Genomic DNA, 26,544 nt, shown 5'->3' on the forward strand with positions numbered 1-26,544 from the left:
GTAACAGAATGCGCGCAGGTTAAACCACTTTTAACGTGCAGTTACCACAGCGTTCCACGTCCGGAATGCGATAGCGCTGGCAGCAACTGCGACGTTCCATCTCGCCATGACGCGGGATCATGGTGCGATAAAGCGGATTGTCGCTGCCATCCAGCAGCGTCTGGGTGAAGAACAATGCCTGTTCCAGCTGAGTGATGACGGGCGCGGATAACTGGCCTTTCAGTTCACCGAGGAACCAGTAAAACGAATAACCCATGTTGTTCCAGATGAGTTTGGCGTTGATATCACCTTGCTGCGTCATGCCGTTGACAGCCGGGATCAGGCATTGCTGAATCAGGCGGTCAATGCGCTGCTGTGCACTCAGGTAACGCGCCTCTTCATCTTCCTGCACATCAATCCAGAAAGCACAGGGATGGCCGTTTTCATGAAATTCCACATGAATCAGATGGGGTGCGCACTTCAATGCCCGCGGCTCCTGCAGCAACATTAGCATCAGCGGGGCCAACAGCAAGCCAAAATACCATTGTGCCCAAAGTGACTGCAGCGGTTTGGCTTCCTGTTGCACATCAGGGTGATTGCGATAGAGATAATCGCTATAGCGCTGTGTCAGGCGACGATAGTGCAGCGGAGTGGACCACTCGGCCAGCGTCAAGGTCCCTGCGGGAGCGGCCTGGCCGAGTTTGACGTTATCCAGCATGTAGCTTCGTTGATCACGCATCAGATCTTCCAGTGCGCTCGCTAAGCTGCGGTCGCTCTGCATAAAGATCAGAGGATGGTCGCTAAAGCGATGATCCTGACGCGTGATGATGGTCATGCCGGTCCTGAGTGATAACGGGAATCGTGAGACAAATGATAATCGTTACTGTCAATGCGAACAAGATGTCATCAAGCGATGCAGGGGGATGGCGCCACTTATCAGGATCCGATGCCGCTCCGTGATAAATGGCTTCGCTCATCTACCGGTTACATCAGGTCATTACTGACTTGCGTCAGCCTCGGCAAATCTTCCCAGGCGAGTATGGTGTTACGCCCCTGATTTTTCGCGACGTATAATGCGCGGTCAGCATTTGCCACCGCCTGGTCAAACTCATCGCCAAAAATAGGCGCGATCCCGGCACTGATGGTGACATGAGTGGAGACCTTTTCATTAAAGCGATGCGGGATTTCGAGGTCCACTACGTACTGACGAATGCGCTCCGCCAGCTTCATCGCAATCGATGCGTTAACGTTGGTCATCAGCACCAGAAACTCTTCACCGCCATACCGTGTTACCACATCGCGTGAACGCACGGCATCACGAATGGCAACCGATACCCGCGCCAGCGCCTGATCGCCCATCGCATGACCGTAGTTGTCGTTGTAGGCTTTGAAGTGGTCAATGTCCAGCAGCAGTACGTAATGACTGCCCGCGTGGTTTTCCAGGATGGTGTCGAGGCGATTTTTCAGGCCACGGCGGTTATACAAACCAGTGAGCGGATCCAGCATACTCAAATCGCTAAAACTCTCTTTTTCCTCATATAACTGGCTAACCAGTCGTCGGGTAAAAGTATCAAAGCGGCGGCGCATTAAATGATGCAGCGAGAAACCAATCAACGGCAGCGTGATCGTAAAAATGATCATCATTAAATGCTGACCATCATCTAATAACAATACGGTTAATACGGGGGGCGTAATGTGTAAACAAAATGCGATCAAATAATCACTGAGCGCAATGGCACTGACAAAAAATACGCTTAACAAGCTGATTATTAAAAAACTGCCATCAAAATAAAAAACCTGATGATACCTGTGGTTAATGTGCCATGCCCAGAGCGCACCTAATATCATGGCAACAGGATTTAATAGCGGTAATTTCCGTTTTGGCATCATCAGACAAACGGTCAGTAATGTCAGGCTGAAAGCCGCGACAATCCCTACTGGCAGCGAGCTTACCGGGCTATCTGTGCCTAAAAAAGGTAACAGGCAAAAAAGCGAAACGGCGACATTTAAAAACAAAAAGAGCATCAGCGAAAGCCGATATTTGCTGTGTTTCAACTCATCATAAGATTGTAATTTCATTATTATTACTCTTCACAGCCCTGAAATATCAAAGCGCTACCCGTGGGAAATACTCCCGCAAATCGGATAGTGAGCACGTTATTGACGTGTTATCGAAATAGTTATCGGCGGCAATTTAGCATTTTCCAGTAAATCTGTCATCCAACGCATCCCTCGATAAAAAATTCGCTGCAAGATGAGAAATATTGTCATATGATAATACGAATATTTATCATTTGAGGGTTGCGCGATGATCATGGCGATGATGGCTGCCTGCGGCTTATGGGGCGTGAGCTGGATGATGGGTAAGCGGCTAGACAGCGGTTGGGGAGTCTTGTTGCCCTGTGCGGCTTTACCGATTTTTGCGCTGTGGGAGCCGAGTTTCAGCCAGTGGCGCGTGGTGATGATTGTTGCGCTGTTGCTGACAGTAGTGATGTTGTTCCATCATCGTCTGCGTCATTATTTGCTGCTGCCTTCTTGTCTGGCATTGGCGGGCGGGGCGGCGGCGGTCACCGTGAATTTCCATATCATCTGATCCTGCTTTCAGGATGACAGAAACGACAACATCACGCTCAGTGCGTGATATTTTCTTTTGATTCAAATGGGGATTTTACTACCAGAAGGGGCAGGCAATTCAGACAACGTGGTGCGAAGGGAGGGACTTGAACCCTCACGTCCGTAAGAACACTAACACCTGAAGCTAGCGCGTCTACCAATTCCGCCACCATCGCATTGTGTTGTCTTTACTTGTCTTGTTTATACCATCGCATTGGTGCGAAGGGAGGGACTTGAACCCTCACGTCCGTAAGAACACTAACACCTGAAGCTAGCGCGTCTACCAATTCCGCCACCATCGCTCAGTGCTATGATATAAACTTTGTGATTATTGGTGCGAGGGGAGGGACTTGAACCCTCACGTCCGTAAGGACACTAACACCTGAAGCTAGCGCGTCTACCAATTCCGCCACCGTCGCGTACCCTGCAACACTCTAAAGTATTGCTAACCACGGAGGCGCATTCTAGAGATTTTACTCTTTGCGTCAATACATATTTCACGACGATGAAACGATTGCTGCAAAAAACAACATTTTCACCGTCGGGAAGCGCAAAATGGGTTATTTACGCGCTTTGGTGCCGCGTCCGTAGACGGCTCGGTAGACCTTAAAGCGTCCGGTCTGCGCCAGCACTTCGTGGTTACCGAAGGTCTCATCCAGAATCTGCGGATAGGGTAGGAAGGCGTTAGCCACAATACGCAGTTCACCGCCGCTGTTCAGATGCTTCAAGGCACCACGAATCAGCGTGTTGGCCGCATCAAGGCTGGTTTGCAGGCCGTCATGGAACGGTGGATTAGAGATGATCATATCGAAACGGCCTGTGACATCCGAGAAGACGTTACTGGCGAACACTTCCCCTTCCAGTTCGTTGGCGGCCAGCGTCAGTTTACTGGCTTCAATCGCTGCGGCATGCACATCACACAGCCACAACCGCACGCGCGGGGAGATTTGTGCCATCACGGTGGCCAGCACGCCGCTGCCGCAGCCGATATCCAGCACTTTGCCACGGAAGTGCGGCTCCAGCGTGGAGAGCAGGAGATCGCTACCGATATCCAGACCATCGCGGCTGAATACACCCGGCAGCGTGTGGATGGTGAGGTGCTCGATCATGTAAGTATTGCCGTAGCTGCTGGCATCAAAGGTTGGCTGTGTATCCAGACGACCATGATAGAGACCGCAACGACGTGCACTGTCGACTTTTTCCAGTTTCGTCCAGTCTTCCAGCATGCCTTCCGCACTGCGCACGCCACTGCGGTTTTCACCGACCACAAAGATATCGCAGCCGACCGGCATCAGCGACAGCAGGTTTTGCAGCTGGAACTGCGCTTCCGGCTTGTTCTTCGTCCAGAAGTAAACCAGCGTATCGCAGCCTTCAACATCGGCGGCAGTGGCCACCATGCTGTAAACCGCACGTTCACCGAGGCGACGGCTCAGGTTCTGCCAGTGATGGTACTGCTGGGTGTGCACGCGCGTTAATGCGGTTTCCAGCTGGGCGGGCAGGTCATCCTGCAGGTCGCCAGCAAACAAAACATGGCGGGCGGTAAATTCATCACTGTGGCGCAGAATGACTTCGCTGGCCGGGGTAAAAGCAGACATGGAACGCTCCTGTTAAATCAGAGCGGGGATTATAGTGCTTTGTTGGCGCATGTTCGATGGGTTTGCTAGCATAGCGTCGCATTCTGGCAGCATAACGGGTAATAGCATGAGCACAAGGCGCGACTGGCTTCTACAGCAAATGGGGATTACGCAGTATCAATTGCGGCGTCCGCGCGTGCTGCAGGGTGAAATTGCCGTGACGCTGGCCCCGGACACCCGCCTGGTGATGGTAGCGGAACATGCTCCCGCGCTGCAGGAACCCTTAATTCGCGATGTCCTGCATGCCCTGAATATTCAGCCTTCGCAGGTGATGACGCTGACGCCGGAACAGCTGCCGATGCTGCCTGAGCAGGTGGATTGTGCCGGTTGGTTGCTGGGCGTCGAGAGCGAATACACCTTTAACGGCATCACCTTTTCCACCGCCGTTTTCAACGAATTAATCAGCAGTGGTGCGGCAAAACGCGCCCTGTGGCAACAGATGTGTAACCATGACAGCCATCTCTTTAGTCACCCCTGAAGACCAGCCGCAGCTGCTGGCCATTGAACGTCGCAGCCACGCCTTTCCGTGGAGCGAGCAGACGTTTGCCAGTAATCAGGGCGAACGTTTTGTGAATTATCGTCTGGAAGCCGAGGGTAAACTGGCAGGGTTCGCCATTACGCAAGTGGTGCTGGATGAAGCCTCGCTGTTCAACATTGCGGTCGATCCCGATTTTCAGCGCCGTGGCTATGCGCGCCAGCTGCTGCAGCATTTGATTGCTGAACTGGAAAAGCGCGAAGTGCTGACGCTGTGGCTGGAAGTGCGAGCCTCGAATCACCCGGCAATTGCGCTGTATGAGCAACTTGATTTCCATCAGGTCAGCGTACGACCCAATTACTATCCCACCGCCAACGGCCGTGAAGATGCCATTATCATGGCGCTCACTCTCTAAAAAGGGACACTATGTTAAACGACTGGGACTGCATCCTGTTTGATGCGGATGACACACTTTTTCATTTTGACGCTTACGCCGGTTTACAGCGCATGTTTGCCAGCTATGACGTGCACTTCAGCGATCAGGATTACGCCGATTATCAGGCGATCAACAAACCGCTGTGGGTCGATTATCAAAACGGCACCATTTCAGCCTTGCAGCTGCAAACACGTCGTTTCACCTTGTGGGGTGAGAAACTCAGCGTCGCGCCTGAAGTGCTGAACAGTGATTTCCTCAGTGCCATGGCAGATATTTGCCTGCCTCTCGACGGTGCTGCTGAGTTGCTCAATGCGCTGAAGGGAAAGGTGAAGATCGCCATCATTACCAACGGCTTCACCGCTTTGCAGCAGGCGCGTCTGGAACGTACCGGATTCCGCGAGTTCTTTGATGAGCTGGTGATTTCTGAGCAGGTCGGCGTACCGAAGCCGGATGTGGCGATTTTCGACCACACGCTGGCGTTGCTTGGCAACCCGGATCGCAGCCGCGTGTTGATGGTCGGTGATACCCCTGAGTCTGACATTCTGGGCGGGATGAATGCCGGGCTAAAAACCTGCTGGATCGATCACGGCACGCGTCCACTGCCTGAACATATCAAACCGACCTGGCAGGTGAAGACGCTGGCTGAGCTGCAGGCATTGCTGACAGAACGCTAAAAGTATCTATTCACCGTTAACGTTGTGATGATTGGAAGAAGCTCGCTGTGCGGGCTTTTTTTATGATAAAATCTATGCATAAATCTATTCACTAATCTATTCATCAGGCGCTGATAGGGTGAACGACAATGGTCGATCTGCAAAGCTTGCTGCTGGCGGGACCGCTCAGTGCAGCCGATTTACTGCAACGCTCTGGCATCAGTCAGGCGACGTTGTCGCGGCAATTACGGCAACAGCCCCAAATCGTGAGATGGGGCAGAGCCCGCGCGTCGCGCTATGCCTTGCTCCGTCCGATTCGCGGTGAAGACCGCTTCCCGCTGTATCGCATCTCTGCACATGGCCAGGCGCAGCCCGCAGGCACTTTGTTACCGACCTGGCCGCAGGGCAGTTGCCTGCATAACGATGAGCAGGGGCGAGGCCACTTTTACGAAGGGTTGCCGTGGTTTTTACAGGATATGCGCCCGCAAGGTTTTATTGGTCGTCAGTGGGGCAGAGAGAATGCCCATCCATTGGGATTAAATGACGACATTCGCCTGTGGAGTGACGATCAGTGTTTAATGGCGCTGGCAAGCGGTGGCGTCGACATGCCAGGCGCATTCATCATCGGTGAGCGCACCTATCAGCGTTGGTTAGAGCAGGAAGCACCGCGCGCCATCAGTGAAGAAGAGAAAGCGTCATCTTACCCGCAGCGAGCACTGCATGCGCTAAGTGGCGATGAGCCAGGGTCATCGGCGGGCGGCGAGCAACCGAAATTTCTCTGCTATGCCACGACAGCGAATGGCGATCGTCACTGTCTGGTGAAATTCACTGTGTCGCGCCACAGCGATAATGCGCAGCGCTGGCGTGATTTGCTCCGTGCGGAACATCTGGCATTGCTGCATCTTCAAGCCGCAGGGGTGACGGCGGCGCAAAGCCAATTGATTGCAGGTGAAGAGCAGCTATTTCTTGAAGTACAGCGTTTTGATCGCATCGGTGAGCGTGGTCGACGCGAGATGAGTTCACTTGAGGCCGTCAGCGCAGAGTTTGTTGGTTATCAACAACACTGGCCTGCTGCACTGCGTGAACTGCACCATCAGCAGCGCATTGATGATGTCGCTTTAGAGCATGGCACCTTGCAATGGGCATTTGGTTGCCTGATTGGTAACAGTGATATGCACGCAGGGAATTTATCTTTCTTCACCGACCGGGAAACATTCAATCTGACACCTGCCTACGACATGCTGCCAATGGCACTGGCTCCTAACTCGCAGGGGCATATGCGTGATGAACTGGCATTAAAGTTAGATATCTCATTACCGGGTGAAGTGTGGCGCACAGCTTGTGGAATGGCGAAAACATACTGGCAGGCGATTGCAGATGACGAAACGTTCAGCGCCAATTTCCAGCGTATCGCCACGCAAGCATTGCAGCAGTTGGATACGCTGGATGAGACCATCCATAAAATGGCTTAACGGCTTTTTTCATTCTCTGAGGTGGTGGCCGCTTCTTCTTCCTCTCGTTCCTTATCCTCTTTCACCGCGCGGCTGGCGGTGAGCAGGAACGGCGATTGCTGCCAGCGGGTGCGGCGGTCGCGCAGCAGCGTACGAGTGAGGATGATGCCAATCGCCAGCGCCAGCAGCATCATCAACCGCAAAATGTTGGTGGTGTTGTCCACCTGGCGTGATTCGGTGACCAGCACGTGGGTATCCAGCGTCACGCGCAGAAAGCCCTGCGGTCCCTCTTTGCCTTCCAGCGGCTGCACGATTTGATGGTTGAAGTAGCTGCCGGCACGTTTACCATCCAGCGCCAGACGATCGCGCACGTTAATGCTTTCGCCGCTGTGCGCCACCAGGCTGCCGTCGTCGGCATACACCGAGGCATCCAGAATGCGGCTGTTATCGGTCATCTGATTAAGGATGGCTTCGATTTGCGTACGGTTGTCGTCGCTGTTGTCCATCAGCGGTTTGAGGCTAAATGCCACCTGGCGCGTCAGCGTATGCGCGAGTTCTTCCACCTGCTCAGAGCGGGCCATTTGGTGGCCGAGACTGAACCAGGATGCCCCTTGCATCAGCAGCACTAACAGGGCCAGCGAGATAAGAACAATCACCGTGCGATGCAGGCGAAATTTCAGTGCGGTTTTAACCATCAGAAACCCGTGTGACGTAACAGCAGAAAGGCTGGCAATTATGTTGCCAGAACCCGCGCAGACAAGGTAGCCTCTTGCGTGGTTTTGTTGTCCCTACAGGAGCTGTAATGCCAAATCGTCTTACCTGGTGCGATCTGCCCGCCGATGTTTCACTCTGGCCGGGTCTACCCCTCTCTCTCAGCGGTGATGAAGTGATGCCGCTGGATTACCGTGCCGGTCGGACTGGCTGGTTGCTGTATGGGCGCGGACTCGATAAACAAAAACTGACCGATTATCAGCATCTGCTGGGTGCGGCGATGGTGATCGTCAGTGCCTGGAATGTCGATGAGTATCAGGTGGTTCGTCTGGCCGGTTCGCTGACGCCCCGTGCGACCAAACTGGCGCACGATGTGGGATTTGATGTGGCGCCGCTTGGCAAGATCCCGCATCTGAAAACCCCAGGATTGCTGGTGATGGATATGGATTCCACCGCGATTCAGATCGAATGTATCGATGAGATCGCCAAACTGGCGGGCTGCGGCGAGCAGGTGTCAGAAGTCACCGAACGCGCGATGCGCGGTGAGCTGGACTTCAAAGCCAGCCTGCGTGAGCGCGTGGCAAAACTGGCGGGCGCTGATGCCAACATCCTTAAGCAAGTACGCGATACGCTGCCACTGATGCCAGGCCTGACCACGCTGGTGCATAAACTGCAGGCGCTGGGCTGGCAGGTGGCGATTGCCTCCGGCGGCTTCACTTACTACGCCGATTATCTGCGTCAGACACTGCATCTGGCGGCGGCCGTCGCCAACGAGCTGGAAATGCGCGATGGTAAGCTGACGGGCGAAGTGCTGGGGCAGATTGTTGATGCGCAATTTAAAGCCGATACCCTGAAAAATCTCGCCGAGCGCCATGACATTGCGCCAGAACAAACTGTCGCGATTGGCGATGGCGCCAACGATCTGCCGATGATCAAGGCGGCGGGATTGGGTATCGCTTACCACGCTAAGCCCAAAGTGAATGAGCAGGCGTCGATCATTATCCGCCATGCCGATTTGATGGGTGTGTTCTGCATCCTGACCGGCAGCCTGATTCACGAAGAGCGTTAACTGAGGATTTGATTTGGCCAAAGCGGCAAAACGCGCCTTCGTTTGTAACGAGTGCGGCGCAGATTATCCACGCTGGCAGGGGCAGTGCAGCGCCTGCAACGCGTGGAACACCATCACCGAGGTGCGTATTGCCGCCTCGCCTGCAGCAGCGCGTAACGAGCGTCTGAGCGGCTATGCCGGTAGCGCGGGACCCAGCCGGGTGCAAAAGCTGTCCGAAATCAGCCTCGAAGCCGTGCCGCGTTTCTCCACCAGCTTCAAAGAGTTTGATCGCGTGTTGGGCGGCGGCGTAGTGCCAGGCAGTGCGATTTTGATCGGTGGTAATCCGGGAGCCGGTAAATCGACGCTGCTGTTGCAGGTGATGTGCAAGCTGTCCGAAGGGATGAAAACCCTGTATGTCACCGGTGAAGAATCGCTGCAACAGGTCGCAATGCGCGCCCATCGTCTGGGATTACCCACCGAAAACCTGAACATGTTGTCGGAAACCAGCATCGAGCAGATCTGTCTGATCGCCGAGCAGGAGCAGCCGAAACTGATGGTAATCGACTCCATCCAGGTGATGCACATGGCGGATATCCAGTCTTCGCCCGGGAGCGTAGCGCAGGTGCGTGAAACTGCCGCTTACCTGACGCGCTTCGCTAAAACACGCGGCGTGGCGATTGTGATGGTCGGCCACGTGACCAAAGATGGCTCGCTGGCCGGGCCAAAAGTGCTGGAGCACTGCATCGACTGTTCAGTGATGCTGGATGGCGATGCCGATTCCCGTTTCCGCACGCTGCGCAGTCATAAAAACCGCTTCGGTGCGGTGAACGAATTGGGCGTGTTCGCCATGACCGAGCAGGGCATGCGTGAAATCAGCAACCCGTCAGCCATTTTCCTGTCACGCGGCGATGAAGTCACCTCTGGCAGTTCGGTTATGGTGGTGTGGGAAGGTTCGCGCCCGCTGCTGGTGGAGATTCAGGCGCTGGTGGATCACTCGATGATGGGCAACCCGCGTCGCGTTGCGGTTGGCCTGGAGCAAAACCGTCTGGCGATTTTGCTGGCAGTGCTGCATCGACACGGCGGTTTGCAGATGGCGGATCAGGATGTGTTCGTCAACGTAGTCGGCGGTGTGAAAGTCACCGAAACCAGTGCTGACCTTGCGCTACTGCTGGCAATGGTATCAAGCTTGCGCGATCGTCCGCTGCCGCAGGATCTGGTGATCTTCGGTGAAGTAGGGCTGGCCGGTGAAATTCGTCCGGTACCCAGCGGTCAGGAGCGCATATCCGAAGCGGCCAAGCACGGTTTTAAGCGCGCGATTGTGCCGGCGGGCAATGCACCGAAAAAAGCCATCGATGGCATGAAAGTGTATAGCGCCAAAAAGCTGGCGGATGCACTGGCGATATTGGACGAGCTGTAATTTCGCCGGGCGGCATACCTGCCGTCCCCGCCATTCACCGTCAATGTAGCGTGCGCATTCATGCGCATCTTGATAAACGTACCGCACAGACTTTGCCCTCTCACGTAAACGGGAGAGGGCCGGGGTGAGGGCCAGCGCATACCCCATCCCATTATTTCCCATGCAGGAGGCACCAAATGTCATCGTTCGACTACCTGAAAACCGCCATACGCCAGCAGGGTCACACGCTGCAGCAGGTTGCAGATGCCAGCGGGATGACCAAAGGCTATTTAAGCCAGCTGCTGAATGCCAAAATCAAAAGCCCCAGCGCGCAAAAGCTGGAAGCACTGCATCGATTTCTTGGGCTGGAATTCCCCCGTCGTGACAAAACCGTTGGCGTGGTGTTCGGTAAGTTCTACCCACTGCACACCGGCCACATCTATCTGATCCAGCGCGCCTGCAGCCAGGTGGATGAGCTGCACATCATCATGGGGCATGACGATCCGCGCGATCGTGAGCTGTTTGAAAACAGCGCCATGTCACAGCAGCCAACCGTCAGCGATCGTCTGCGTTGGTTGTTACAGACCTTCAAGTACCAGAAGAACATCCGCATCCACTCGTTTGATGAAGAGGGGATCGAACCTTATCCACACGGCTGGGATGTGTGGAGCGAAGGGGTGAAGAAATTCCTCTCCGAGCAGGGCATTGAGCCGGATTGCATTTACACCAGTGAAGAGCCGGATGCGGCGATGTATCAACAGCATCTCGGCATCTCGACGGTGGTGATCGATCCCCATCGATCCTTTATGAACATCAGCGGCGGGCAGATTCGCCAGGATCCCTTCCGCTACTGGGAATATATTCCCACCGAAGTGAAGCCGTTCTTTGTGCGCACCGTGGCGATCCTTGGCGGGGAATCCAGCGGAAAATCGACGCTGGTCAACAAGCTGGCAAATATCTTCAATACCACCAGCGCGTGGGAATATGGCCGCGACTATGTCTTCTCGCACCTCGGTGGCGATGAGATGGCGCTGCAGTATTCTGACTACGACAAGATTGCCTTAGGGCAGGCGCAGTACATTGATTTCGCAGTGAAATACGCCAGCAAAGTGGCGTTTATCGATACCGATTTTGTTACCACACAGGCGTTTTGCCTCAAGTATGAAGGGCGCGAGCACCCGTTTGTGCAGGCGCTGATCGATGAGTACCGTTTCGATCTGGTGATTCTGCTGGAAAACAACGTGCCGTGGGTGGCAGACGGTTTGCGCAGCCTGGGCAGCTCAATGGATCGCCGCGAATTCCAGTCGATGCTGGTGACCATGCTGCGTGAAAACAACATTGAGTTCGTTCATGTGAAAGAGGATGACTACGATACGCGCTTCCTGCGCTGCGTTGAGCTGGTGAAGCAGATGCTGGGGGCTTAACCTTACAGCAATAATAAAGGCGCCAATCGGCGCCTTTTTCACATCATGACAATTACTTCGCCATACGCTTGTACTTGATACGCTTTGGCTCCAGCGCGTCAGCGCCGAGGGTGCGTTTCTTGTACTCTTCGTACTCGGTAAAGTTACCTTCGAAGAACTCTACCTTACCTTCATCCTGATAATCGATGATGTGGGTGGCGATACGGTCGAGGAACCAACGGTCATGCGAGATCACCATGGCACAGCCTGGGAACTCCAGCAGGGCGTTTTCCAGCGCGCGCAGGGTTTCGATGTCCAGGTCGTTGGTCGGTTCATCGAGCAGCAACAGGTTGCCGCCAACCTGCAGCAGTTTCGCGAGGTGCAGACGACCACGCTCACCACCGGACAGTTCGCCAACGCGTTTGCCCTGATCGGTGCCTTTGAAGTTGAAGCGGCCGACATAGGCACGGCTTGGCATCTCAACGTTGCCGACGCGCATAATGTCCTGACCACCTGACACTTCTTCAAACACGGTTTTCGAATTGTCCATCGCGTCACGGAACTGGTCCACAGACGCCAGCTTGACGGTTTCGCCCAGCTCGATGGTGCCAGAATCGGGCTGTTCCTGACCGGACATCATGCGGAACAGGGTCGATTTACCGGCACCGTTCGGGCCGATGATGCCGACAATCGCGCCTTTCGGCACCGAGAAGGTCAGATCGTCGATCAGTACGCGGTCGCCATACGATTTGCTCAGGTTGGTCACTTCCAGCACTTTGTCGCCGAGGCGCGCACCTGGTGGAATGAACAATTCGTTGGTTTCGTTACGTTTCTGGTATTCGGTGTTGTTCAGCTCTTCGAAACGCGCCAGACGGGCTTTGCCCTTAGACTGACGGCCTTTCGCGCCCTGACGTACCCACTCCAGCTCTTTTTCAATCGACTTACGACGCGCCGCTTCAGAAGAAGCTTCCTGCGCCAGGCGCTGATCTTTCTGTTCCAGCCAGGAAGAGTAGTTACCTTCCCACGGAATACCTTCACCGCGGTCCAGCTCCAGAATCCAGCCTGCAACGTTATCGAGGAAGTAACGGTCGTGCGTGATCGCCACCACGGTGCCTTCAAAGTCGTGCAGGAAACGTTCCAGCCAGGCCACGGATTCTGCATCCAGGTGGTTGGTCGGTTCGTCGAGCAGCAGCATGTCTGGCTTTTCGAGCAGCAGGCGGCACAGCGCGACGCGGCGGCGCTCACCACCGGACAGGTTGCCAATTTTGGCATCCCAGTCTGGCAGACGCATCGCATCAGCAGCACGGTTCAGCTGGGTGTCGAGGTTATGGCCATCGTGCGCCTGAATCACTTCTTCCAGACGACCTTGTTCGGCAGCCAGTTTGTCGAAATCGGCATCAGGATCGGCATACAGTGCGTACACTTCGTCGAGACGCTTCAGCGCACCAACCACTTCAGAAACCGCCTCTTCCACAGATTCACGCACGGTGTGCTCTGGATTGAGTTTGGGTTCCTGCGGCAGATAGCCGACTTTAATGCCCGGTTGTGGGCGTGCTTCCCCTTCGATATCGGTATCAATACCGGCCATGATGCGCAGCAGGGTGGATTTACCCGCGCCGTTCAGGCCGAGTACACCGATTTTGGCGCCAGGGAAGAAGCTAAGAGAGATGTTCTTCAGAATGTGACGCTTCGGCGGAACCACTTTGCCGACGCGATGCATGCTATAGACGAATTGAGCCACGTTGTAATGAGCCTCTGGTCTGTGAATGGTGGAACCTCAGATGCTGAAGTTTAGCCGTTTTCACCTGGCAATCACAGCCGCATGGCGTTGAATCTTCTGGAGTGGGGTTGAACAGGGGATAACTGATTGATTCTCACTCAACAGTCGCTATGCTGCTTTTTTGCCTGGAAAACGGAGGGGGTTCGATGAAAGTGCTAATTGCTGCAGATGAACATGCCTGGGGCGGTTTAATTCCGGCCATTCGTCAGACGTTACCGGATATGGAGTTTATTGCCTCGGCGGGCCATGCGGCGGAGAGTCTGGCCGGTTTTGATGCGCTAATTCCTGGTATGTGCCGGGTGGATGCCCGACTGATCGCCACGGCCGATCGCCTGAAGCTGGTGCAGCAGGCGGGTGTCGGGCTGGAAGGTGTCGATCTTGAAGCGGCCAAAAAGGCCGGCATTATGGTGGCGAATGTTCCCTCCGACCATTCCGGTAATGCCGATTCGGTGGCGGAATTGGGGATCTGGATGATGATTGGGCTGGCACGTCGCCAGCATGAGATCGCCGATTGCCTGGCGCAGCAGAGACTGGGTCAACCCATTGGCTTAGGCCTGATGGGCAAAACCGTGGGACTGGTGGGGCTGGGCGGCATCGGCAAAGCTTTGGCGAAGCGACTTGCTCCGTTTGGTATGCGCATGATCGGGGTAAAACGTGAATCGGATGAAGCTTTTGCGCGTCAACATCAACTCGACTGGGTCGGCAATATGGCGCAGCTGCCGGAACTGTTGCAGCAAGCCGATTTTGTCGTGCTCAGTCTGCCTGACAATGCTGCGACGCATAACATCATTAATGCCGATGCGCTGGCGCAGATGAAACCAGACAGCTTCCTGATCAACCTGGGACGCGGTGGACTGATCGAGAAACAGGCCTTTCTGGCAGCGCTGGAGACAAAAAAATTGGCTGGAGCCGGGCTGGATGTGTTCTGGCAGGAACCACCCGATCCACAAGATCCGGTGTTCCGCTATAACGTGATCGCGACGCCACACATTGGCGGCGTCACCGATGTCTCAATGAAGGGAATTATCAAAGGGATCTGCAATAACTTGCGCCGTCTGCGCGACGGCGACGCGGTGATCGATCGCAAGGCATAATTTTAAGGCAGGCGCAGCGGGATGTTATGTTGCGCCAGCCAGCTCTTCAGCGCCGGTTCTGGCGCGCTGTCACTCACCAGTAAATCAAAACGGCGTAGCTCGCCAATGCGCGCGGGCAGCACTTTGCCAAATTTGCTGCTGTCCGCCACTAACACGCGCGTGCGCGAACGCAGCATGGCGTGATGTTTCATCGCTAGCTCATTGATGTTATAGCAGGTTGCGCCCTGTTCCGGATCGATCCCCGCGGCTGAGATAAAGGCCAGCGTCGGGCAGAGATCGTCGAGGATCGAGTGCGCGCCAATCGGCGTAAACAGCGCGTTATCGGCATGAAACTCGCCGCCACTCAATATCACATTACAGGCGGGTTTCTCTTTCAGCGCGAGGAAGGTGTTCATGGCGCAGCAAATCGCGGTGAACGCCAGCGTGTCCGGAATTGCATCTACGATATAAGGCAGGGTGGTGCCACAGTCGAAAAACACCGTGTCATTTTCGCTGATCAAACTGGCTGCGGCCTGCGCCAGGCGCTGTTTGCGTGCGGCGTTTTGCCCGTGCTGGTCAGAGACGAAATAGTGCCCGGCATGGCTTTTCGGATCGCTGACAATGTAGCCCCCGAGCAGGACCACCGTCGAAGCTGGCTCAGTCAGATCGCGACGAATAGTCATCTCTGAGACGCCCAACAGTTGCGCCGCATCTTTCAGGTGCAGCTTATCGGTGCGCTTCAGTGCTTGCGCCAGCTTGTGAATACGTTCTTCGCGCCGGGTTTCCATGAGCATCTCTGTGTTATGGCTATCCTGAGGGGGAAAAGTTTACCCGTCGGCGCGAGAGAAGCGCCACCGACAAACCAAGGTAAATTTCTCATATTTTAATGATTTGCGACTTATCTAGCCGGCAGTTTTTCAATCTTACCTGTAATGAAATCGCCCCGCAAACTTCCCACACCGCGCTGAAAGCGTCAACGGCGCTGATGTTGTTTTGTTAAAATAATAACATCGTTGCGGGCCTTTCTGTCAGAAAAATCGTTTTCATACGCTGCTCAGGATGTGAATTTTGTCACACAGATCACTTTGTATACCTGTTAGTGTGATTTAAATAACATTTAAATGCTAAAAATTCACCGGGGAGTAAACAATGGATATCGCGGTTATTGGGTCAAATATGGTGGACCTCATTACCTACACCAATCAGATGCCGAAAGCGGGCGAAACGCTGGAAGCGCCTGATTTCGCCATCGGCTGTGGTGGCAAAGGCGCAAATCAGGCGGTGGCCGCGGCGAAAATGGGCGGCAGCGTGATGATGGTGAGCAAAGTGGGTGACGATCTGTTTGCGCCGAACACCGTGGCGAACCTGAAACAACAGGGCGTCGATACCCAATTTGTCACCACCGCGCCGGGCACTTCCAGCGGCGTGGCGCCGATCTTTGTTGATGATCAATCGCAGAACCGCATTCTGATCATCAAAGGCGCCAACCAGCAGCTCAAACCGGCCGATATTGATGCGGCGGCCGAGGGGCTGAAAGCGTGCCAACTGATTATCCTGCAACTCGAAATCCCGCTGGAAACCGTTTATTACGCGATTGATTTTGCCCGTCAGCACGACATCAAAGTGATCCTCAACCCGGCGCCGGCAGTGGCGAATCTCGATATCGATTACGCCTGCAAGTGCGACTTTTTTATGCCTAACGAAACCGAACTGGAGATCCTCACCGGCATGCCGGTCGGAACCGATGATGAAGTGATCCGTGCAGGCCAGACGCTGCTCAAGCGCGGCCTCAAAAACCTGATTATCACCTTGGGTGCGCGCGGTTCACTGTGGATGGCGGGCGACACGCTGCATCAGGTCGCGCCAACGCTAGTGAAGGCGGTGGACACCAGCGGTGCCGGTGATGCCTTTATCGGCTGCTTTGCGCACACGCTGGTGAAGACCGGCGATATTCCCACGGCGATGGCGCAAGCCTCGGCCTATGCCGCCTGCAGCGTCACTGGACGCGGCACGCAACGTTCCTACCCGGACGCGGAAACCTTCCAGCGTTTTCTCAACCTAAACTGAGGTCGAGTCATGCAACAGAATATTGTTCAGCAATCTGACGGCTATCTGAATAAGACGCCACTGTTTCAGTTCATTTTGCTCTCGTGCCTGTTCCCATTGTGGGGTTGTGCCGCGAGCTTAAACGATATCCTGATTACGCAATTCAAAAGCGTATTTGCGCTGAGCGATTTTGCCAGTGCGCTGGTGCAGAGTGCCTTTTACGGTGGCTACTTCCTGATCGCGATTCCCGCCTCGCTGGTGATCCGCAAAGCCACTTACAAGCTGGCGATATTGATGGGATTGGTGCTGTATATCGTCGGTTGCGTGCTGTTCTATCCGGCGTCACATATGGCGACTTACACCATGTTCCTCGCGGCGATCTTCGCCATCGCCATTGGCCTCAGCTTCCTCGAAACGGCCGCCAACACCTATAGCTCGATGATTGGTCACCGCGATCACGCCACGCTACGTCTTAACATCAGCCAGACGTTCTATCCGATTGGTGCGCTGATGGGCATTGTGTTGGGTAAATATCTGGTGTTTCAGGACGGCGAAAGTCTGCATACGCAGATGGCGGGCATGAATGCCGAGCAGGCGCATGCCTTCCGCCTGAGCATGCTGGAACACACGCTGGAGCCGTACAAATATCTGGTGATGGTGTTAGTGGTGGTGATGCTGCTGTTCCTGTTTACCCGTTATCCGCGCTGCAAACCGGCGTCGAGTGAAAAGTCACTGCCGTCACTGGGCGAAACCTTTCGCTATCTGGCCGGTAATCGCCACTTCAAACGCGGCATCGTGGCGCAGTTCCTCTATGTCGGGATGCAGGTGGCGGTGTGGTCCTTCACCATCCGTCTGGCGCTGACGCTGGGCGCGACGAATGAGCGTCACGCCTCTAACTTTATGATTTACAGCTTTATCTGCTTCTTTATCGGCAAGTTTGTCGCCAACTTCCTGATGACACGCTTCCGTGCAGAAAAAGTGCTGATTGCCTACTCGGTTCTCGGTGTGATCACCCTCGCGTGGGTGATGTTTGTGCCAAACTTTACCGCCGTATACGCGGCAGTGTTTGTCAGCGTGCTGTTTGGACCCTGCTGGGCGACGATTTACGCGGGCACGCTGGCCACGGTGGATAACAAGTACACCGAAGTGGCAGGTGCGTTTATCGTCATGTCGATTGTCGGCGCGGCGTTTATCCCGGCGATTCAGGGCTTCGTCTCCGATCATCTGGGATCGATGCAGCTGGCCTTTGGTGTGTCGCTGTTGTGCTTCGCCTGGGTGGGTTTCTATTTCTGGGGCGAACTGCGCCATAAAAATCAGGCGATGCAGGCAGGTCGTCTGGTTGAGGAGATGCCATGAAAACCCGTTTACCGCTGCGTCGTGAGCAGTTCCATGAAACCACGAGTACGCTGTTGCACAATGACTATTTCCACGTCGAGCTGTTTCGCTATCCGGCGGGTGTGGAAGCGGTACGCATCCGTAACCAACGCGGCACGGTAATCGTGCTGCCGTTTTACGGTCAAATGGTGTGGGACGCGACCTTCGATGGTCATTTCCTTACCATGGGACATAGCTTCAAACAGCCACTGCTGGGCAGCTCGATTATCGACACCTACGGCTGTTTTGCCTTCCATTCCGGCCTGCTGGCGAACGGCTGTCCGGCGCCGGATGACGACCATCCGCTGCACGGTGAAATGGCCTGCGCGCGCATGGACAGCGCATGGATGGTGCTGGAGCAGGATCGCGTGTCGCTGGAAGGGGAGACCGAATATGTGAAAGGCTTTGGCCATCACTATCTGGCCTCTCCAGCGGTGCGTTTGCACGCTAACACGCCGCGTCTGCAGATTGAGATGAACGTCACCAATCTGGCGGGCGCACCAATGCCATTGCAGTACATGTGCCACTTAAACAGTGCCTGGCTGGCCAATGGCCGCTTTAAGCAGTCGATCCCGCAGGATGCTTTCAAGCTGCGCACCTCGATCCCGGCGCACGTGAAACCGACGCCGCAGTGGACCGCCTATACCGATCAGCTGGCGCGCGATCCACAGGCATTACAGCAGTTGGATCAGCCGGAGATGTGCGATCCGGAGATCGTGTTCTTTGCCGACGATCTGCCGCAGTACGGCCATGAGGTGCAGTTCGAACTGCATGCCCCGGAAGGTTATGCCTTGATGACGCGCTTCGATAGCCGACAATTCCCCCACGCCACACGCTGGCTGCTGCACAATCACGATCAGCAGGTTGCGGCTTACGTGCTGCCCTCAACTTGTCGGCCTGAAGGATTTAAGGCGGCACAGCGTGCTGGAACCTTGATTGAGTTGGCATCGGGCGAGCAACGCCATTTCAGTGTGGAGACCGGCATTCTCTAATCGCAGGCGGCCCTTGTGCCGCCTCAATTTTTACCGCTTCGCTATTCACGAAACTGTCACGCAATATCCTTGCCAATCCTATAAAGCCAACTGCCCGGTTGGACGATAACCCCTGCGACATTCGTCACATTGGTTCTCCTCTCTCTTTACCAGGGTTCAGATTTATGAAGCTCAATCAGTTTAAAATTGGCCAGCGGCTGGGTTTTCTCGCCACGCTGCTGTTGCTCGCCACATTGTTGATGGGACTGCACGGACTGCAAGTCAATATGCAGGCGCTGGAAAACAATCAGGACGTGATGGCACGTGAAGTCCTGATTGCCGACAGCATCGACACCGCGCGCAGTGCGCAGGTGCAGTTCAAGATACAGGTGCAGGAGTGGAAAAATACCCTGTTGCGCGGCACCCAAGGGCAGGAGACCTTCGATAAGTACAAAAAGGCGTTTTTGAAAGAGAGCCAGCAAACGCAGGCGCTGATGAGTAAGCTGAGCCAGATTCAGACGTCGCTGGGGTTACCTGACGCTCCCGTGGAACAGGCGCGCGCGGTGCATGCCGGGCTGGAGAGCAAATATCTGGCGGCGCTGGAAAACTACAGTATCAGCGATATTAACAGTGCGGCACGCGTTGACCATCTGGTCACCGGTATCGACCGCGCACCGACACAGCAAATTGACGATCTGGTGGCTGCCACGCTGAAACGCGCGCAGCAGATGCATCAGGAGATAGAAGCTAACAACCTCGCCCATTACCAGAATACCCGCATGCTGCTGCTGATAGCGATGGGCTGTATCTTGCTGGTTGGTGTGTGCATTACGGCCTGGCTGGTGCAGAGCATCACGCGTCCGCTGAAGCAAGCGATCAACGTGGCGAAAACTGTGGCAGCGGGTGACCTACGCACCCAGATTGAGGTTTCAGGACGCGACGAAACGGCACAGCTGATGGCGGCGCTGCGTGATATGAACCACAACCTGACGCGCATTGTCACGGGTGTGCGTTCCGGCACTGAAGCGATTGCCGACACCACCGACCAGGTGGCGCACGGCAGCCGCGAGCTCTCGGCGCGCAATGAAGCGCAGGCCAGCGCATTGGAAGAGACCGCCGCTTCAATGGAACAGCTGACGTCAGTGGTGAAAAACAATGCCGATAATGCACGGCATGCCAGCGATATCGCGCGCGATACCCGCCAGCGCGCCGGCGAGGGCGGCGAGGTGGTGGAAAAAGTGGTGGTGGCGATGGGCGAGATTCACCAGTTCTCGCGTGAGATCAACGAGATCGTGACGGTGATCGATGGGATTGCGTTCCAGACCAATATTCTGGCACTGAATGCGGCGGTCGAAGCGGCACGCGCTGGGAATGATGGGCGCGGCTTTGCGGTGGTGGCGTCGGAAGTGCGTGCGCTGGCACAGCGCTCCGCTTCTGCAGCGCGTGATATTCGTGGTCTGACCGATCGTTCAGTGAGTTTGATTGCGCAGGGCAACACGCTGGTGAAAGGCGCGGGATCGTCGATGCAGGAGATTGTCGAGAGCGTGAAGCAGCTGTGCGAGCTGATGGAGAACATCTCATCCGCTAGCGCGGAGCAGAGCGTGGGTATTGAGCAGGTGAACCTGGCGGTGACGCATATGGATGCCGCCACCCAGCAGAACGCCACGCTGTCGCAGCAGTCCGCCCAATCGGCACGCGCGCTGAATCAGCAGGTCGGCTCGCTGGTGGAGAATATCAGCGTATTCCAGTTGGAGTCGAAGCCGGCTCAGTAACGTCTCGCAACAAACTACGCCGTTACACCGATAGGTATTGAGTCGTAGGGCGCCATCAATGGCGCCCTTTTCGTGCACTCTACAGTTAAAAGTTAAATCGCCACTAATCCGCGCACGCCTTCTGCTTCCATATTGGATCCCGCGCCGCGTTGCACGATCTCTCCGCGCGACATCACCAGATACTGATCGGCCAGCTCGGCGGCGAAATCGTAAAACTGCTCCACCAGCAGGATCGCCATATCACCACGCTGGGCCAACTGACGGATCACTGCGCCAATCTCCTTGATCACCGACGGCTGGATCCCTTCGGTCGGTTCATCGAGGATCAACAGCTGTGGCTTGCAAGCCAGCGCACGACCGATCGCCAGTTGCTGCTGTTGCCCACCGGACAGATCGCCGCCGCGTCGGGCCTTCATTTCGCGCAGCACCGGGAACAGCTGGTAAATCTCCTCGGGCACGGATTTGGACTGCGATCCCGAGAAGCGTGCCAGCCCCATCAGCAGATTCTCCTCCACCGTCAGGCGCGGGAAAATTTCGCGGCCCTGCGGCACATAAGCAATACCCGCTTGCACACGCTGATGCGGCTTACGGCTGTTGATCACCTTATCCTGCCAGCGAATCTCACCGGATTTCGCCGGGATCAGCCCCATCAGGCATTTCAGCAGCGTGGTTTTACCCACGCCGTTGCGGCCCAGCAGGCAGGTAATTTCGCCCGGTTTCGTCTCAAACGAAAGACCGCGCAGAATATGGCTGCCGCCATAATATTGATTCAGTTCGGATACTTGCAGCATCTTAGCGCCCCAGATAAACGTCGATGACCCGATCATTCGCCTGCACTTCGCGTAACGATCCCTCTGCCAGCACCTGGCCCTGATGCAGTACCGTGACGTGATCGGCAATCGTCTCGACAAAGCCCATGTCGTGTTCCACCACCATCAGCGAATGCTTGCCTGCCAGACTGCGGAACAGCTCGGCGGTGTACTCGGTTTCTGCGTCGGTCATACCCGCCGCGGGTTCGTCGAGCAGTAGCAGATGCGGGTCCTGCACTAACAACATGCCGATTTCGAGAAACTGCTTCTGACCGTGCGACAACAAGCCCGCTTTGCGCTGCCGCTCACCGCTCAGCCGCAGCAGTTTTAGCACCTCATTGATGCGATCCTGCTGTTCGCCGTTGAGTCGTGCACGCAAACTAGCCCACACCGACTTATCGTTTTTCAGCGCGATTTCCAGATTTTCGAATACGGTGAGCGCTTCAAAAACCGTGGGTTTCTGGAACTTGCGGCCAATGCCGGCCCGGGCGATCTCCACCGACGACATGCGGGTGAGATCGGTATCCTGGTCATAGATCACCTGCCCGTTATCGGGACGCGTTTTGCCGGTGATCACGTCCATCAGCGTGGTTTTGCCCGCGCCGTTGGGGCCGATCACACAGCGCAGTTCACCGACGCCGATCTTCAGCGACAGATCGGTGAGCGCGCGGAAGCCATCAAATGAGACGTTGATCTTCTCCAGTTGCAGCACAGGATCGCTCTGATCGCGATGGCGATCGGCGGGATGGGGTTGGGTAAACAGTTGCTCAGTCATCACGCCTCCGGCGCAGCAGGCCAATCACACCACGCGGCAGGAACAGCGTGACGAGGATAAACATCAGGCCGAGGAAGAACAGCCAATATTCCGGGAAGGCGACGGTGAACCAGCTTTTGGCCCCGTTCACAATCGCGGCCCCTAAAAGCGGGCCAATCAAGGTGCCGCGCCCGCCGAGTGCCACCCAAATAGCGGCTTCAATCGAGTTGGTCGGCGACATTTCACTGGGATTGATAATGCCGACCTGCGGCACATACAGCGCGCCCGCAAGACCACACAACACCGCCGACAGCGTCCAGACAAACAGCTTGAAGCCTTTAGGGTCGTAACCGACGAACATCAGGCGGTTTTCGGCATCGCGTACCGCCGTCAACACTCGCCCAAACTTACTGCGCGCCAGTGCGAAGCCAATGCCAAGGCTGATTAACAACAGCAGCACGGTGGCGACGAACAGTCCAATGCGCGTGCCGGTGGCGGTAACGTTAAAGCCGAGCAGGGTGGTGAAACCGGTAAAACCGTTGTTACCGCCAAAGCCCGTTTCATTGCGGAAGAACAGCAGCATGCCGGCATAGGTCAGCGCCTGCGTCATGATCGAGAAGTAAACGCCTTTAATTTTTGAGCGGAAGGCGAAGTAACCGAACACCAGCGCCAGCAAACCCGGCGCCAGCATGATCAGACACAGCGCCCAGGCAAAATGTTGCGTGCCGGCCCAAAACCACGGCAGCTCACTCCACGACAGGAACGACATAAAGGCCGGTAAGCCCTCGCCCGATGCCTGGCGCATCAGGTACATGCCCATCGCATAGCCGCCTAATGCGAAGAACAGACCGTGTCCAAGAGACAGCAATCCGGCATAGCCCCATACCAGATCCAGCGCTACCGCGACGATGGCGTAGCAGAGGATTTTGCCGATCAAGGTCAGCGTGTAAGTAGAGATCGCCAGCGGATGCGTGGCGGGTAATAGGGCGCAGAACGGCAGCACCAGCAGCAGCAAGGAGATCACGATGCCGAGGCTGATGCTGAGGCGCGGCGCTTTGCGCGTCAGCGTTAACGTCAGGGGTTGGCTCATCAGTCTATTACCCTCCCTTTGAAGGCAAACAGGCCCTGTGGACGTTTCTGAATGAACAGTACGATCAGCACGAGGATGAGGATTTTACCCAGTACCGCACCAATCTGCGGTTCCAGCACTTTGTTAAGGATGCCCAGGCCGAAGGCCGCTACCACGGTGCCCGCCAGCTGCCCCACGCCGCCAAGCACCACCACCAGGAAAGAGTCGATGATGTAACCCTGTCCCAGCTCCGGGCCGACGTTGCCGAGCTGCGACAGCGCCACGCCTCCCAGTCCAGCAATGCCAGAGCCCAGACCAAACGCCAGCATATCGATGCGCCCGGTTGGCACCCCGCAGCAATCGGCCATCGCGCGATTTTGCGTCACGGCGCGCACGCTCAGGCCCAGACGGGTTTTATTGAGCAGCAGCCAGGTCAGACCCAGCACGGCAAATACAAACAGGATCACCGCAATACGGTTGTACGGCAGCACCAGGTTAGGCAACACTTGCCAGCCGCCAGACAGCCAGCCTGGGTTAGCCACTTCCAGGTTCTGTGCGCCAAACAGCATACGCACCAGTTGGATCAGCATCAGACTGATGCCCCAGGTGGCGAGCAGGGTTTCCAGCGGGCGGCCGTATAAATGGCGAATGATGGTGCGTTCCAGCAGCATGCCAATGCTCGCAGTGATCAGGAATGCCACAGGCAGCGCCAGCAGCGGATACCAAGCCAGCCACTGTGGTGCGAACTGCTGGAACAGGTTTTGTACAAACCAGGTGGCGTAAGCGCCGAGCATCAGCATCTCGCCGTGCGCCATATTGATCACGCCAAGCAGGCCGTAAGTGATCGCCAGACCCAGCGCGGCTAGCAGCAGGATCGAGCCGAGTGACAGGCCGGTAAACGCCTGACCGAAGAGATCGCCCCACATCAGGCGATGTTTGATTTGTTGCAGGCTCTCCGTGGCCGCGGCGCGCACCTGCGCATCGGGTTCGTTGCTGGCCTGCGTTAAGCGATTGAGGCTGGCCTGCATATTTGGGTCGCTGGACTCACCGAGCAGCGTGACGGCTTTGAGGCGCACGCGGGCATCCGGGCTGGCAAGTTGCAGATTAGCGGCGGCCATGACGAGCACGGCGTGAACCTGAGTGTCTTTTTCCACGGCGAGACGCTGTTCGATCAGCGGCAACTGATCGGCGGCACCGTCGTTTTGCAACTGTTGGGCGGCACGCAGGCGAATCGCGGGATCCTCGCTCACCAGCTGGTGGGCGGCGAGGGCGCTGGCGATTAACACGCGCAGCCGGTTGTTCATAAACAGCTTTTTGGTGTCACCCGTCGGCTGTTGTGCGCTATCCAGCGGGATGAGTTTGTCATCCTGCTTGCTAAACGGCTGTTTGTTCTGGTCGATGACCATGCTTTCGTTGCGCAGTGCCTGCAACAGCGGCAAGCGGCTGGCCTGCGCGGTGGCCGCCCATTGTTGCAGCAGGTTGGCCTGTTCAGTGCGGCTGGCGGCGGCGAAATCCGCGCCATCGCCCGCCTGGGCGAGCCACGGCAGGAGCAGCAGCAGACAGCAAAGATAACGGCGGATTGTCATGATGATGATCCTGTATGTCGTTGGGCTTGGGCGCGGTGGATGACCTCACCCTAACCCTCTGCCGCAAGCGGGAGAGGGGACCGATCCAGCAAAGAACGCTGATAATCACATTCGGCATCCTCTCCCATACTTTGCCAGAGAAGATCCGCAGGCGGCTGATGCCTTTGCCCTGGCTCCATTACAGAGCCGGATCGGGCACCAGCGCGCGTTTTGCTTATTACTTCGTCGATTTCACCGGATAATCCGGTTTCTTATCATTACCGGCGATGTACGGGCTCCACGGCTGGGCACGCACCGTTTTATCGGTCTGCCACACCACGTTGAACTGACCGTTCTCTTCCACTTCGCCGATCATCACGGGCTTGTGCAGATGGTGGTTGGTTTTATCCATGGTCAGCGTGAAGCCGTCCGGTGCTTTAAAGGTCTGTCCGGCCATCGCCGCACGCACTTTGTCCACATCGGTGGTACCCGCTTTTTCTACCGCCTGCGCCCACATATGGATGCCGACATAAGTCGCTTCCATCGGGTCATTGGTGACCACGGTGCCTGCGTTCGGCAGGTTGTGCGCTTTGGCATAAGCACGGTAATCCGCCACGAATTTCGCGTTAGTTGGGTTATCCACCGATTCGAAGTAGTTCCACGCGGCTAACTGACCGACCAGCGGTTTGGTATCAATCCCGCGCAGTTCTTCCTCGCCGACCGAGAAGGCGATCACCGGAATATCCGTGGCTTTAATGCCCTGGTTAGCCAGCTCTTTGTAGAACGGCACGTTGGAGTCACCGTTGATGGTGGAGATCACGGCCGTTTTGCCACCGGCAGAGAACTTCTTGATGTTAGAAACGATGGTCTGATAGTCGCTGTAGCCAAACGGCGTATAGACCTCTTCGATGTCTTTATCCTGAATGCCTTTGGTGTGCAGGAAGGCGCGCAGAATCTTGTTAGTGGTACGCGGGTAGACGTAATCGGTACCCAGCAGGAAGAAGCGTTTGGCGCTGCCGCCGTCTTCGCTCATCAGGTATTCCACCGCCGGAATCGCCTGCTGGTTGGGTGCCGCACCAGTGTAGAACACGTTTGGCGACATCTCTTCGCCTTCGTACTGCACCGGATAGAACAGCAGGCCGTTCAGCTCTTCAAACACCGGCAGCACTGACTTACGTGAGACCGAAGTCCAGCAGCCGAACACCGCCGCGACTTTATCCTGTGTTAACAGCTGACGCGCTTTTTCCGCGAACAGCGGCCAGTTAGACGCCGGATCGACCACCACCGGTTCCAGCTTTTTGCCCAGCACGCCGCCTTTGGCGTTGATTTCATCAATGGTCATCAGGGCCACGTCTTTCAGCGGCGTCTCGGAGATCGCCATGGTGCCGGAAAGCGACGACATGATGCCGACTTTGATGGTATCAGCGGCCTGGGCACCAAAGGTAAAGCCCAAACTGGCCACGGTGGCGGAGAGCGCAAAAGCTTTTAGCAACGAACGTCTTTTCATCGTTAACCCTCTAAATGTGTTAGTG

General features: G+C 55.9%; 25 protein-coding genes and 3 tRNA genes. 14 read left to right on the top strand and 14 right to left on the bottom strand.

All coding sequences use genetic code 11. From position 1 onward, the window contains the following. Nucleotides 1-19 precede the first annotated feature (19 nt). Together fhuF and AC1MDE_RS16950 are read right to left on the bottom strand one after the other, a co-directional pair. On the bottom strand, nucleotides 20-814 hold the full coding sequence (fhuF, locus tag AC1MDE_RS16945) for a siderophore-iron reductase FhuF (RefSeq protein ID WP_058959395.1): 795 nt from the start codon (nucleotides 812-814) through the stop codon (nucleotides 20-22). 149 nt (nucleotides 815-963) lie between these two features. Then, the gene (locus AC1MDE_RS16950; RefSeq protein ID WP_034826268.1) at nucleotides 964-2,058 is read right to left on the bottom strand and encodes a GGDEF domain-containing protein; all 1,095 of its coding nucleotides are present in this window, start codon (nucleotides 2,056-2,058) and stop codon (nucleotides 964-966) included. A 229-nt stretch (nucleotides 2,059-2,287) separates the two neighbouring features. Here AC1MDE_RS16950 and AC1MDE_RS16955 point away from each other — a divergent pair, with 229 nt between their 5' ends. Beyond that, nucleotides 2,288-2,572 (top strand): DUF1435 domain-containing protein, encoded by a 285-nt coding sequence (locus tag AC1MDE_RS16955; protein ID WP_034826266.1) that lies wholly within the window; start codon nucleotides 2,288-2,290, stop codon nucleotides 2,570-2,572. A gap of 109 nt (nucleotides 2,573-2,681) precedes the next feature. Here the strand turns inward: AC1MDE_RS16955 and AC1MDE_RS16960 are convergent. The 4 genes from AC1MDE_RS16960 to rsmC all read right to left on the bottom strand — a co-directional run bounded on the left by AC1MDE_RS16960 (nucleotide 2,682) and on the right by rsmC (nucleotide 4,187). Next, nucleotides 2,682-2,768 (bottom strand) — tRNA-Leu (locus AC1MDE_RS16960). 39 nt (nucleotides 2,769-2,807) lie between these two features. Continuing rightward, nucleotides 2,808-2,894: transfer RNA gene (locus AC1MDE_RS16965), tRNA-Leu, on the bottom strand. 30 nt (nucleotides 2,895-2,924) lie between these two features. After that, a tRNA-Leu gene (locus AC1MDE_RS16970) sits at nucleotides 2,925-3,011 on the bottom strand. Nucleotides 3,012-3,152: 141 nt separating this feature from the next. Further along, nucleotides 3,153-4,187, bottom strand: a complete 1,035-nt coding sequence (rsmC, locus tag AC1MDE_RS16975) for a 16S rRNA (guanine(1207)-N(2))-methyltransferase RsmC (RefSeq protein ID WP_058959394.1) — start codon at nucleotides 4,185-4,187, stop codon at nucleotides 3,153-3,155. 106 nt (nucleotides 4,188-4,293) lie between these two features. Here rsmC and AC1MDE_RS16980 point away from each other — a divergent pair, with 106 nt between their 5' ends. The 4 genes from AC1MDE_RS16980 (at nucleotide 4,294) to yjjJ (ending at nucleotide 7,262) form a co-directional block, all read left to right on the top strand. Then, nucleotides 4,294-4,704 carry a DNA polymerase III subunit psi gene (locus AC1MDE_RS16980; protein WP_058959393.1) on the top strand — a complete coding sequence of 137 codons (411 nt, stop codon included), beginning with the start codon at nucleotides 4,294-4,296 and terminating at the stop codon, nucleotides 4,702-4,704. After that, nucleotides 4,676-5,116, top strand: coding sequence for a ribosomal protein S18-alanine N-acetyltransferase (gene rimI / locus AC1MDE_RS16985; protein ID WP_058959392.1), 441 nt, complete (start codon nucleotides 4,676-4,678; stop codon nucleotides 5,114-5,116). The genes AC1MDE_RS16980 and rimI overlap by 29 nt, the downstream gene beginning before the upstream one ends. Nucleotides 5,117-5,127: 11 nt before the next feature. Further along, nucleotides 5,128-5,811 (top strand): pyrimidine 5'-nucleotidase, encoded by a 684-nt coding sequence (gene yjjG, locus AC1MDE_RS16990; protein WP_058959391.1) that lies wholly within the window; start codon nucleotides 5,128-5,130, stop codon nucleotides 5,809-5,811. A gap of 128 nt (nucleotides 5,812-5,939) precedes the next feature. Continuing rightward, nucleotides 5,940-7,262: a type II toxin-antitoxin system HipA family toxin YjjJ gene (gene yjjJ, locus AC1MDE_RS16995; protein ID WP_058959390.1), complete on the top strand. Its 1,323-nt coding sequence runs from the start codon at nucleotides 5,940-5,942 to the stop codon at nucleotides 7,260-7,262. Here yjjJ and AC1MDE_RS17000 read toward each other — a convergent pair. Beyond that, nucleotides 7,259-7,936, bottom strand: a complete 678-nt coding sequence (locus AC1MDE_RS17000) for a YtjB family periplasmic protein (protein ID WP_480344882.1) — start codon at nucleotides 7,934-7,936, stop codon at nucleotides 7,259-7,261. The genes yjjJ and AC1MDE_RS17000 overlap by 4 nt on opposite strands. 107 nt (nucleotides 7,937-8,043) lie before the next feature. Between AC1MDE_RS17000 and serB the strand changes: the two genes are divergently transcribed. The 3 genes from serB (at nucleotide 8,044) to nadR (ending at nucleotide 11,820) form a co-directional block, all read left to right on the top strand. After that, nucleotides 8,044-9,021: a phosphoserine phosphatase gene (gene serB, locus AC1MDE_RS17005; RefSeq protein ID WP_058959388.1), complete on the top strand. Its 978-nt coding sequence runs from the start codon at nucleotides 8,044-8,046 to the stop codon at nucleotides 9,019-9,021. Between the two features lie 13 nt (nucleotides 9,022-9,034). Beyond that, nucleotides 9,035-10,417 (top strand): DNA repair protein RadA, encoded by a 1,383-nt coding sequence (radA, locus tag AC1MDE_RS17010; RefSeq protein WP_038649226.1) that lies wholly within the window; start codon nucleotides 9,035-9,037, stop codon nucleotides 10,415-10,417. 176 nt (nucleotides 10,418-10,593) lie between these two features. Next, nucleotides 10,594-11,820, top strand: a complete 1,227-nt coding sequence (gene nadR, locus AC1MDE_RS17015; protein WP_058959387.1) for a multifunctional transcriptional regulator/nicotinamide-nucleotide adenylyltransferase/ribosylnicotinamide kinase NadR — start codon at nucleotides 10,594-10,596, stop codon at nucleotides 11,818-11,820. 52 nt (nucleotides 11,821-11,872) lie between these two features. Here nadR and ettA read toward each other — a convergent pair whose 3' ends face one another. Beyond that, nucleotides 11,873-13,540, bottom strand: a complete 1,668-nt coding sequence (ettA, locus tag AC1MDE_RS17020) for an energy-dependent translational throttle protein EttA (RefSeq protein WP_072017012.1) — start codon at nucleotides 13,538-13,540, stop codon at nucleotides 11,873-11,875. A 185-nt stretch (nucleotides 13,541-13,725) separates the two neighbouring features. On the opposite strand from ettA, the gene AC1MDE_RS17025 reads away from it, so the two are divergent. Then, complete coding sequence (locus AC1MDE_RS17025) at nucleotides 13,726-14,673, top strand: 2-hydroxyacid dehydrogenase (protein ID WP_479398002.1); 948 nt, start codon at nucleotides 13,726-13,728, stop codon at nucleotides 14,671-14,673. A 2-nt stretch (nucleotides 14,674-14,675) separates the two neighbouring features. On the opposite strand, the gene deoR is transcribed toward AC1MDE_RS17025, so the two are convergent. Beyond that, entirely contained in the window at nucleotides 14,676-15,440 is a 765-nt protein-coding gene (deoR, locus tag AC1MDE_RS17030; RefSeq protein ID WP_058959460.1) for a DNA-binding transcriptional repressor DeoR, read from the bottom strand. Nucleotides 15,441-15,801: 361 nt separating this feature from the next. Here deoR and rbsK point away from each other — a divergent pair, with 361 nt between their 5' ends. The 4 genes from rbsK to AC1MDE_RS17050 all read left to right on the top strand — a co-directional run bounded on the left by rbsK (nucleotide 15,802) and on the right by AC1MDE_RS17050 (nucleotide 20,815). Continuing rightward, nucleotides 15,802-16,719, top strand: a complete 918-nt coding sequence (gene rbsK / locus AC1MDE_RS17035; protein WP_058959386.1) for a ribokinase — start codon at nucleotides 15,802-15,804, stop codon at nucleotides 16,717-16,719. Nucleotides 16,720-16,728: 9 nt separating this feature from the next. Then, nucleotides 16,729-18,054 (top strand): L-fucose:H+ symporter permease, encoded by a 1,326-nt coding sequence (gene fucP, locus AC1MDE_RS17040; protein WP_058959385.1) that lies wholly within the window; start codon nucleotides 16,729-16,731, stop codon nucleotides 18,052-18,054. Beyond that, the gene (locus tag AC1MDE_RS17045) at nucleotides 18,051-19,064 is read left to right on the top strand and encodes an aldose 1-epimerase family protein (protein WP_058959384.1); all 1,014 of its coding nucleotides are present in this window, start codon (nucleotides 18,051-18,053) and stop codon (nucleotides 19,062-19,064) included. The genes fucP and AC1MDE_RS17045 overlap by 4 nt, the downstream gene beginning before the upstream one ends. Nucleotides 19,065-19,228: 164 nt before the next feature. Then, nucleotides 19,229-20,815 carry a methyl-accepting chemotaxis protein gene (locus AC1MDE_RS17050; protein WP_479398004.1) on the top strand — a complete coding sequence of 529 codons (1,587 nt, stop codon included), beginning with the start codon at nucleotides 19,229-19,231 and terminating at the stop codon, nucleotides 20,813-20,815. A 92-nt stretch (nucleotides 20,816-20,907) separates the two neighbouring features. On the opposite strand, the gene urtE is transcribed toward AC1MDE_RS17050, so the two are convergent. Genes urtE through urtB form a run of 4 tightly spaced genes read right to left on the bottom strand, consistent with a single transcriptional unit; the run spans nucleotide 20,908 to nucleotide 25,033 of the window. After that, nucleotides 20,908-21,606 carry an urea ABC transporter ATP-binding subunit UrtE gene (gene urtE, locus AC1MDE_RS17055; protein ID WP_038649204.1) on the bottom strand — a complete coding sequence of 233 codons (699 nt, stop codon included), beginning with the start codon at nucleotides 21,604-21,606 and terminating at the stop codon, nucleotides 20,908-20,910. Between the two features lies 1 nt (nucleotide 21,607). Next, complete coding sequence (urtD, locus tag AC1MDE_RS17060; protein WP_058959383.1) at nucleotides 21,608-22,399, bottom strand: urea ABC transporter ATP-binding protein UrtD; 792 nt, start codon at nucleotides 22,397-22,399, stop codon at nucleotides 21,608-21,610. Beyond that, on the bottom strand, nucleotides 22,392-23,468 hold the full coding sequence (urtC, locus tag AC1MDE_RS17065) for an urea ABC transporter permease subunit UrtC (protein WP_479398005.1): 1,077 nt from the start codon (nucleotides 23,466-23,468) through the stop codon (nucleotides 22,392-22,394). Before urtC ends, urtD begins: the two co-directional genes overlap by 8 nt. Next, complete coding sequence (gene urtB / locus AC1MDE_RS17070) at nucleotides 23,468-25,033, bottom strand: urea ABC transporter permease subunit UrtB (protein WP_480344883.1); 1,566 nt, start codon at nucleotides 25,031-25,033, stop codon at nucleotides 23,468-23,470. The genes urtC and urtB overlap by 1 nt, the downstream gene beginning before the upstream one ends. Before the next feature lie 14 nt (nucleotides 25,034-25,047). Here urtB and AC1MDE_RS17075 point away from each other — a divergent pair, with 14 nt between their 5' ends. After that, complete coding sequence (locus AC1MDE_RS17075; protein WP_153012260.1) at nucleotides 25,048-25,275, top strand: hypothetical protein; 228 nt, start codon at nucleotides 25,048-25,050, stop codon at nucleotides 25,273-25,275. On the opposite strand, the gene urtA is transcribed toward AC1MDE_RS17075, so the two are convergent. Then, nucleotides 25,251-26,519, bottom strand: a complete 1,269-nt coding sequence (urtA, locus tag AC1MDE_RS17080; protein ID WP_167139160.1) for an urea ABC transporter substrate-binding protein — start codon at nucleotides 26,517-26,519, stop codon at nucleotides 25,251-25,253. The two genes, AC1MDE_RS17075 and urtA, sit on opposite strands and share 25 nt — an antisense overlap. Between the last annotated feature and the right edge of the window lie 25 nt (nucleotides 26,520-26,544).

It is taken from the genome of Pantoea folii, from assembly GCF_056678875.1.

Coding starts and splice junctions, on each gene's coding strand:
- fhuF (WP_058959395.1), bottom strand. CDS start 814: ATGACCATCATCACGCGTCAGGATCATCGCTTTAGCGACCATCCTCTG.
- AC1MDE_RS16950 (WP_034826268.1), bottom strand. CDS start 2,058: ATGAAATTACAATCTTATGATGAGTTGAAACACAGCAAATATCGGCTT.
- AC1MDE_RS16955 (WP_034826266.1), top strand. CDS start 2,288: ATGATCATGGCGATGATGGCTGCCTGCGGCTTATGGGGCGTGAGCTGG.
- rsmC (WP_058959394.1), bottom strand. CDS start 4,187: ATGTCTGCTTTTACCCCGGCCAGCGAAGTCATTCTGCGCCACAGTGAT.
- AC1MDE_RS16980 (WP_058959393.1), top strand. CDS start 4,294: ATGAGCACAAGGCGCGACTGGCTTCTACAGCAAATGGGGATTACGCAG.
- rimI (WP_058959392.1), top strand. CDS start 4,676: ATGACAGCCATCTCTTTAGTCACCCCTGAAGACCAGCCGCAGCTGCTG.
- yjjG (WP_058959391.1), top strand. CDS start 5,128: ATGTTAAACGACTGGGACTGCATCCTGTTTGATGCGGATGACACACTT.
- yjjJ (WP_058959390.1), top strand. CDS start 5,940: ATGGTCGATCTGCAAAGCTTGCTGCTGGCGGGACCGCTCAGTGCAGCC.
- AC1MDE_RS17000 (WP_480344882.1), bottom strand. CDS start 7,936: ATGGTTAAAACCGCACTGAAATTTCGCCTGCATCGCACGGTGATTGTT.
- serB (WP_058959388.1), top strand. CDS start 8,044: ATGCCAAATCGTCTTACCTGGTGCGATCTGCCCGCCGATGTTTCACTC.
- nadR (WP_058959387.1), top strand. CDS start 10,594: ATGTCATCGTTCGACTACCTGAAAACCGCCATACGCCAGCAGGGTCAC.
- AC1MDE_RS17025 (WP_479398002.1), top strand. CDS start 13,726: ATGAAAGTGCTAATTGCTGCAGATGAACATGCCTGGGGCGGTTTAATT.
- deoR (WP_058959460.1), bottom strand. CDS start 15,440: ATGGAAACCCGGCGCGAAGAACGTATTCACAAGCTGGCGCAAGCACTG.
- rbsK (WP_058959386.1), top strand. CDS start 15,802: ATGGATATCGCGGTTATTGGGTCAAATATGGTGGACCTCATTACCTAC.
- fucP (WP_058959385.1), top strand. CDS start 16,729: ATGCAACAGAATATTGTTCAGCAATCTGACGGCTATCTGAATAAGACG.
- AC1MDE_RS17045 (WP_058959384.1), top strand. CDS start 18,051: ATGAAAACCCGTTTACCGCTGCGTCGTGAGCAGTTCCATGAAACCACG.
- AC1MDE_RS17050 (WP_479398004.1), top strand. CDS start 19,229: ATGAAGCTCAATCAGTTTAAAATTGGCCAGCGGCTGGGTTTTCTCGCC.
- urtE (WP_038649204.1), bottom strand. CDS start 21,606: ATGCTGCAAGTATCCGAACTGAATCAATATTATGGCGGCAGCCATATT.
- urtD (WP_058959383.1), bottom strand. CDS start 22,399: ATGACTGAGCAACTGTTTACCCAACCCCATCCCGCCGATCGCCATCGC.
- urtC (WP_479398005.1), bottom strand. CDS start 23,468: ATGAGCCAACCCCTGACGTTAACGCTGACGCGCAAAGCGCCGCGCCTC.
- urtB (WP_480344883.1), bottom strand. CDS start 25,033: ATGACAATCCGCCGTTATCTTTGCTGTCTGCTGCTGCTCCTGCCGTGG.
- AC1MDE_RS17075 (WP_153012260.1), top strand. CDS start 25,048: ATGTCGTTGGGCTTGGGCGCGGTGGATGACCTCACCCTAACCCTCTGC.
- urtA (WP_167139160.1), bottom strand. CDS start 26,519: ATGAAAAGACGTTCGTTGCTAAAAGCTTTTGCGCTCTCCGCCACCGTG.